This window comes from Lysobacter sp. Soil_N_23, assembly GCF_057656135.1.
Genome location: NZ_JBDGKY010000027.1, coordinates 36,901 through 43,163 on the forward strand (window position 1 = coordinate 36,901; position 6,263 = coordinate 43,163).

8 protein-coding genes are annotated in these 6,263 nt (G+C 65.6%); 3 read left to right on the top strand and 5 right to left on the bottom strand.

What is annotated here, in order from left to right; translation table 11 throughout:
* Positions 1-14 precede the first annotated feature (14 nt).
* The 3 genes from AC3A3X_RS16255 to AC3A3X_RS16265 are packed head-to-tail and all read right to left on the bottom strand — an operon-like array spanning position 15 to position 2,635.
* Positions 15-1,391 carry an aminotransferase class III-fold pyridoxal phosphate-dependent enzyme gene (locus AC3A3X_RS16255; protein ID WP_487584062.1) on the bottom strand — a complete coding sequence of 459 codons (1,377 nt, stop codon included), beginning with the start codon at positions 1,389-1,391 and terminating at the stop codon, positions 15-17.
* A gap of 27 nt (positions 1,392-1,418) precedes the next feature.
* Positions 1,419-1,922: a VOC family protein gene (locus AC3A3X_RS16260; RefSeq protein WP_487584063.1), complete on the bottom strand. Its 504-nt coding sequence runs from the start codon at positions 1,920-1,922 to the stop codon at positions 1,419-1,421.
* The gene (locus AC3A3X_RS16265; RefSeq protein ID WP_487584064.1) at positions 1,859-2,635 is read right to left on the bottom strand and encodes an iron-containing redox enzyme family protein; all 777 of its coding nucleotides are present in this window, start codon (positions 2,633-2,635) and stop codon (positions 1,859-1,861) included. Before AC3A3X_RS16265 ends, AC3A3X_RS16260 begins: the two co-directional genes overlap by 64 nt.
* A 311-nt stretch (positions 2,636-2,946) precedes the next feature.
* Here AC3A3X_RS16265 and AC3A3X_RS16270 point away from each other — a divergent pair, with 311 nt between their 5' ends.
* Positions 2,947-3,780, top strand: a complete 834-nt coding sequence (locus tag AC3A3X_RS16270) for a hypothetical protein (protein WP_487584065.1) — start codon at positions 2,947-2,949, stop codon at positions 3,778-3,780.
* Positions 3,781-3,784: 4 nt separating this feature from the next.
* Here the strand turns inward: AC3A3X_RS16270 and AC3A3X_RS16275 are convergent, their stop codons facing one another.
* On the bottom strand, positions 3,785-4,408 hold the full coding sequence (locus AC3A3X_RS16275) for a DUF4136 domain-containing protein (RefSeq protein ID WP_487584066.1): 624 nt from the start codon (positions 4,406-4,408) through the stop codon (positions 3,785-3,787).
* Between the two features lie 257 nt (positions 4,409-4,665).
* On the opposite strand from AC3A3X_RS16275, the gene AC3A3X_RS16280 reads away from it, so the two are divergent.
* Entirely contained in the window at positions 4,666-5,025 is a 360-nt protein-coding gene (locus AC3A3X_RS16280) for a hypothetical protein (protein ID WP_487584067.1), read from the top strand.
* A gap of 13 nt (positions 5,026-5,038) precedes the next feature.
* On the top strand, positions 5,039-5,620 hold the full coding sequence (locus AC3A3X_RS16285; protein ID WP_487584068.1) for a manganese efflux pump MntP: 582 nt from the start codon (positions 5,039-5,041) through the stop codon (positions 5,618-5,620).
* Between the two features lie 25 nt (positions 5,621-5,645).
* Here AC3A3X_RS16285 and AC3A3X_RS16290 read toward each other — a convergent pair whose 3' ends face one another.
* A complete protein-coding gene (locus tag AC3A3X_RS16290) occupies positions 5,646-6,092 on the bottom strand; it encodes an EF-hand domain-containing protein (protein WP_487584069.1) in 447 nt (148 codons plus the stop codon).
* Positions 6,093-6,263 lie beyond the last annotated feature (171 nt).

Below are 6,263 nucleotides of genomic sequence, written 5' to 3' on the forward strand. Positions count from 1 at the left end.
CCACCACTTTCACCTCACCCGACGCAGTAACGATCGGCCGTCGCCAACGCCTCGTCGATGATCGACAGGCCCTCGCGCATCGTCTGTTCGTCGATGATCAGCGGCGGTGCGATGTGCAGGCGGTTCCCGACCACGAACGGCCACAGTCCGCGCTGCTTGCAGGCGGCTGCGAACGCGACCATCGGTGCGTTGTCGGCGCCGGAGGCGTTGAACGGCACCAGCGGTTCACGCGTCTTGCGGTCGCGCACCAGCTCGATCGCCCAGAACACACCCAGCCCGCGCACGTCGCCGACACTGGGGTGTCGCGCCTGCATTGCCTGCAACGCCGGTGCGATCACCTCGTCGCCAAGGCGTCTGGCGTGGTCGACGATGCCCTCGTCCTTGTAGATCCCGATGCACGCCACGGCGGCGGCGCAGGCCAGCGGATGGCCCGAGTACGTCAGCCCGCCCGGATAGGCGCGCGATTCGAAGCTGGCGGCGATGGCGTCGCTCATGATCACCCCACCCAAGGGCACGTAACCGGAATTGACCCCTTTGGCGAAGGTGATCAGGTCCGGCACCACATTCCAGCGATCCACCGCGAACCATTCGCCGCAGCGACCGAAGCCCACCATCACCTCGTCGGCGATCATCATGATGCCGTGCCTGTCGCACAGCGCGCGCACGCCCTGGAGGTAGCCGTCGGGCGGCACCAGGACGCCGCTGGAACCGATCACCGACTCCAGCACGATCGCGGCAATGCCCTGCCCGCCCTCGACCATGATCGTGTCGGCCAGGTGCGCCAGCGCGCGCTCGCATTCCTCCTGCGCAGTGGTTGCATGGAATGCGGAGCGATACGGATACGGCCCCCAGAACCGGGCGAAGCCTGGCGCACCCGGCTCGGACGCCCAACGCCGCGGATCGCCGGTCGCGGTGATCGCAGCGGCGGTCGCGCCGTGGTAGCTGCGGTAGGCGGTCAGCACCTTGTGGCGACCGGTATGCAGGCGCGCCATGCGGATCGCGTTCTCGATGGCTTCGGCACCGCCATTGGTGAAGAAGACCCGGTTCAAGTCGCCCGGCGCGACTTCGGCGATCAGCCGCGCCGCTTCGCTGGTGGCCGGGTTGGCGTGGTACGGCGCAACCGTGCACAGCACCTCTGCCTGCGTCTTGATCGCCGCGATCAGTTTCGGGTGCTGATGACCGACGTTGACGTTGACCAGCTGGCTGGAGAAGTCGAGCCAGCGCCGTCCGCTCTCGTCGTGGAAGTGGACCCCGGACGCGCCGGTGACGACGAGCGGATCCAGCGAGCCATGGGCCGACCACGAATGCAGCACGTGCAGGCGGTCATCGCGGGCAGCGGCCGATCGCGTAGTGCCCGCACCGGGCACGCCATCAGGGGGGACGTCACGCATGGCTTTGCGCCCTAGGGCAAATGAAGGTCAGGGAATGAAGGTCTGTTCAGGGTCGTCGAACGACTTGAACTCTAGCGCATTGCCCGAGGGGTCGAAGAGAAACATCGTCACGTGCTGGCCGGGCTTGCCCTTCAGCCGCAGGTGCGGCTCCTCGGCAAAGGCGATGCCAGCCGCTTTCAGCCGCCTGGCGAGCGTCTCCCACGACTCACGGTCCAGGTTCATGCCGAAGTGCGGAACCGGCACCGCCTCGCCGTCGAATCGGCTGTCGAGCGTGGCCCGGCTGTCGCCGCCGAGGTGGGCGACCAGGTGGTGGCCGAAGAAATCGAAGTCCTGGTAATTGACGTCGCTCCTGCCCTGCGGACAGCCGATGACGCCGCCATAGAAACCGCGTGCCTCGTCCAGGTCACGGACCGGGAAGGCAAGGTGGAACTGTGCGATTTTGAACTGCACGATCGACCTGGCCTGGCTCATGACACCGCGCCCGGACGGATCGCGCACGTTGCGAAGATGTTCCGCCAGAACAGGTTCCATGCGGTGATGCTGCATTCGTAACCGTCGGCCAGGTCCGACAGCGCTTCGGGTTCGTGCCGGATGTAGTCGTCTATGGCTTGCCGCGTCAGCTCGCCGTGGATGATGTCCTGCTCACCGGTGTGGATGGTCCAGAACTCCCAGTCGATGCGATCGGCATGCTCGAGCATGTAGGGATGGGTCTGCAGGTGCTCGAACAGGACCGACAGATAGGTCTGGCACAGGCACTCGCCGCCCATCCCGCGCAAACCCACGCCGAAGGCGGAGCTGCGTGCGGACAGCTGTCGCGTCAGGCTGTCGAGGTTGCTTCGATTGGCCGGAATGCATCGCTGCAGTTGCGCCGGCTCGACGCCTATCGTCGCCAGGAAGCGGTCATAGATCGCCGGATGCGCCTTGTCCGGATCGCCTTCGCCCAGTTCCTCGGCAAGGATCTCGCTGAGCAGGCTGCGAAGGCCGCCGAACGGCAGCTTTGCCAGCAACAGGGCCAGATCGCTGATGTAGTCGATGGTGAAGAACCGGTACTGCACGCAGACCTGGCGCAGATCCTCGATCGAAAGCTGCGGCAGAACCTTCATCTTCTGCGCGGCCAGCGCTTCCGTCGCTTCTTTCGCCGCGTCGGCGAACTGCCAGAAGCCCTGCCGGTCCCACGCGCCGGCAGGCGTCGCGCCGGATTCGATGAGTGTCGGTGTCGCCTGCGCGCCAGAGCTCTTCAGCAACGTCGTTCTCTTCAGCAATGTCATTCGTTCCAGCCCTGGAGAGTTCGAGCCGAGCATAGCTTCGGAAAGCGGCGTCGCATTTCACCTTGCGTAGACCAACAGGTCGCAGTTTCGAGCAATCGTTCACCAAACATTTGATCTTCGTTCGCTGCAACGAAGCTCATGCGTATTCATCATCCAGATTCGACGTTGCGCGATTCACGATCTGTTTTGAATGCGCGAAACGCCATGCAGCTTTCGTTCACGGCGAGACGTGCCATATAGGTCGCGTCATATAGAGGGAAGCACGTAAAGGGATGCACGATCGCCTGATGCGAGCCACATGTGAGGTCAACGACGGATCCACCGTGAACCTGCTCTGGACAGGCGGGTGGGATTCGACGTTCCGCCTGTTGCAGCTGTTGCTGAAGCATCGTGTTCCGGTGATCCCTTACTACCTGGAAGACCCGACCCGGGCATCGACGCAGATCGAGCTGCAGACCATGGTCCGCATCGGCGACCACCTGCGCGCAACCTGGCCACATACCCGTGAGCTGCTTCAACCGATCCGGATCGGCTCGGTCCGTGACGTCGTCGAGGATGACGAGATCAATGCCGCGCTGAGGGAAATCCGCCGGCGCATGTTCATCGGCAGCCAGTACGCGTGGCTTCCATCGTTCTGCAAGCACAACGCGATCGAGGCGATGGAACTGGGCGTGCACGTCGACGACAAGGTGCAGGCCCTGGTACGACCGTATGCGCTGGAGTCGGATCACCCGGACGGCTACCGCAGCGTCCGCGTCGACCCTCGCCATGCCCACACGGCCGAGTTCCGGCTGTTCCGCTACTTCAGCTTTCCGCTGTTCCACATCGACAAGGTGGGCATCGACCGGCAGGCCGCAGCCGAAGGCTGGAGCGCGATCATGGACATGACCTGGTTCTGCCACACGCCCGTGCGTGGCAGGCCCTGCGGCATCTGCGCGCCCTGCCTCTACACCATCGAGGAAGGGCTGGCGCGCCGCGTGCCGCTATCGCGACGGGTCGTGTCGTTCTTCTACCGGCACCTCGCACTGCCGCTGAAGGCGCCGCTGCGGCGCATGCGGATGTCACTGCGCGCGGGGCGAGCAGGCGGGCGCCCTCCCGCGCCGGGCGTCGGCCGCCCGTGAAGCATCAGGGCGAGGCCGCGCTCGCCGCCGGCAGCTGCGCCAACGTCTGCGTGGCCACGGTGTCGAGGTTGACCGACGACTCGTGCCTGGCCCGCACGGAGCCACGATAGAGCGCGCGCCACAGCACGCGGATGTCGTCCGGCTGCAGCACTTCCACCAGCAGCCCGCCTTCGACCATCTCCTTGGTGTCCAGCTTGACCGCCGGCACGCCGTTGGCGCCCTGGGTCACGATCTGCGAACAGCCGCCGGCCTTGCACTCGACGCCGGCCTCGTTGGCGCTGGCCAGTCCGGTGTCGCGGACCAGTGTCTCCTCGCTGTCGCGCACGCCGACGCGGTAGGCCACGGCGATGTCGGCCTGGCGCAGGTCCTCGGTGCGCCGGTAACCCTTGGCCGCGAGCGCCTTGTCCAATGCTGTCTGCAGCCTTCCGCGCAACTTCGGGTCCTGCACGCGCTGGTCGAATTCCGCCGCCAGCTGCGGCGGCATGTCGACCCAGGCGTAACGGCTGCCCGGCAGCGACGTCGCCGGCTTGGATACTTCGACACTCGCCACGGGCTCGCTCGCGTGCAAACCCGGCGCGACGAAGACTGCCAACGCACAGCAAAGCAGGCAGGACTGCAGACGATTCATGGGCGGGGCTCCGGTTCCAGGGACGTGACCATCAACGCGCTCGTTGGCGCTCCGGCGATGTGGCCGAATCCGCTTCGAAAGCATTGCTCCAGGTCAATCGTCCGGTCAGCGCATGTGAAACAGACGTGATGGCATCGGTCCGATCGGCTCCGTTCACGACGCCATCACTGGCGCGGGTGACGCTACTCCCCGGCAACGATTGCGGCCGGCTGCACCAGGACGACACTTGTTACATCCACTGCTGAGGCTGGCATCGCATGAACCTTTCCCTGAAATGCCTGTTCGTTGCCGTGCTGGTAATGGGAATGACCGGCTGCGGCGACCAGTGCAGGAACGAGCCGGTCACCATCGTGCCCTCGCCCTCCGGGGCGGCCCGCGCCGTCGTGTTCCATCGCAACTGCGGGGCGACCACGGAAGTCAACACGCAGGTCGCCGTTTTGCCGCGCAGCGCCGAGCAACCCAACATTCCGGGCAACGCCCTGATCCTCGGTGGTGACGTGCCGTTGAAGGTGCGGTGGGATTCGGAGACGGCGTTGACCGTGTCCGGACTGGGTACTGCGCGCGTGTTCAAGCAAAGCCAGACGGCGGCGGATGTCGCGATCACCTACGAGAAGTAGGACTGCCGCGTCGATGAACCCGGTATCGATCGTCCTGCTCGGCCTGGCCATGTCCACCGATGCCTTCGCCGCGGCGCTCGGCAAAGGCGCCGGCATGCTCAGGCCGCGATGGCCGGAAGCGCTGCGGATCGGGCTGATATTCGGCGTGGTCGAAGGCCTCACGCCCATCGTTGGCTGGCTGCTGGGCTCGGCGGCCTCGCGCCATATCGAGGCGTGGGACCACTGGATCGCCTTCGGCATGCTCGGAGCGCTGGGACTCCACATGATCTACAAGGCCGTCACCGACCAGGACGATGCCGAAGAACCGACCACCCGACAAGGCAAGGCCGGGCTGTGGTCGCTTGCCCTGACCGGACTGGCGACCAGCATCGATGCAATGGCCGTGGGCGTCGGCCTGGCCTTCGTCGATGTGAATATCCTGGTCGTCGCCGTCGTCATCGCGCTGTGCACGTTCACCATGGTCACGCTGGGGATCATGGCCGGCCGGGCGCTGGGCACGTTGATCGGAAAGCGCGCCGAGATGGTCGGCGGCGTTATCCTGATCCTGGTGGGCGCCACCATCCTCTACGAGCACCTGCATGCGGCGCCCGCCTGATCGCTTCCACGTACCTCAAGCGTGACTAGGGCCGGACGCGAACGCCGTATCCCGACTTCATTTCCTCGAGGTCGAGGTTGCCGTCGCTGTTGCGGTCGAGCCAGCCGAAGCGCATTTCCAGGGCCCGACGCAGTTCGTTGTCGTCGAGTTCGCCGTCGCTGTCTAGGTCGGCAATGATCAGCCGGTCGGCGACGGTCGGCACGCCAGGCACCGGCGGCCCCAGGATCTCCTGCAGCTCGCTGGGGGAGATGAGCGAATTGTGGTCGCGGTCGGCGGCCTCGAAGGCGACGTCGCTGTCGTACTCGTACTTGCTCAGGACGCCGTCGCGATTGACGTCGAGGTACTCGAAGCGGGCTTCGGCGCCTTCCGGTAGTACCTGCGTGGCAGTGCCGGGCGCATCGCACAGACCAGGTCCTGCGATCCCCATGCCGAGCGCAAGAACGGACAGGCGCAGCAGGCAGGCGGCGGTCATGGCAGTTTCCCCGGAGTGATGAGCACAAGCTCATGCAACGGTGGGGGGGCCGCAAAGCGGACAGCGGGAGCCGTCCTGTCATCCCGAGCGCAGCGAGCAACTGTGTTTCTCGTCAAGCGGTTTGTTCGCGATGGGCGTTCCAGCGGACACCGTCGCGCACCATCGCGTTGA

Coding starts and splice junctions, on each gene's coding strand:
- AC3A3X_RS16255 (WP_487584062.1), bottom strand. CDS start 1,391: ATGCGTGACGTCCCCCCTGATGGCGTGCCCGGTGCGGGCACTACGCGA.
- AC3A3X_RS16260 (WP_487584063.1), bottom strand. CDS start 1,922: ATGGAACCTGTTCTGGCGGAACATCTTCGCAACGTGCGCGATCCGTCC.
- AC3A3X_RS16270 (WP_487584065.1), top strand. CDS start 2,947: ATGCGAGCCACATGTGAGGTCAACGACGGATCCACCGTGAACCTGCTC.
- AC3A3X_RS16275 (WP_487584066.1), bottom strand. CDS start 4,408: ATGAATCGTCTGCAGTCCTGCCTGCTTTGCTGTGCGTTGGCAGTCTTC.
- AC3A3X_RS16280 (WP_487584067.1), top strand. CDS start 4,666: ATGAACCTTTCCCTGAAATGCCTGTTCGTTGCCGTGCTGGTAATGGGA.
- AC3A3X_RS16285 (WP_487584068.1), top strand. CDS start 5,039: ATGAACCCGGTATCGATCGTCCTGCTCGGCCTGGCCATGTCCACCGAT.
- AC3A3X_RS16290 (WP_487584069.1), bottom strand. CDS start 6,092: ATGACCGCCGCCTGCCTGCTGCGCCTGTCCGTTCTTGCGCTCGGCATG.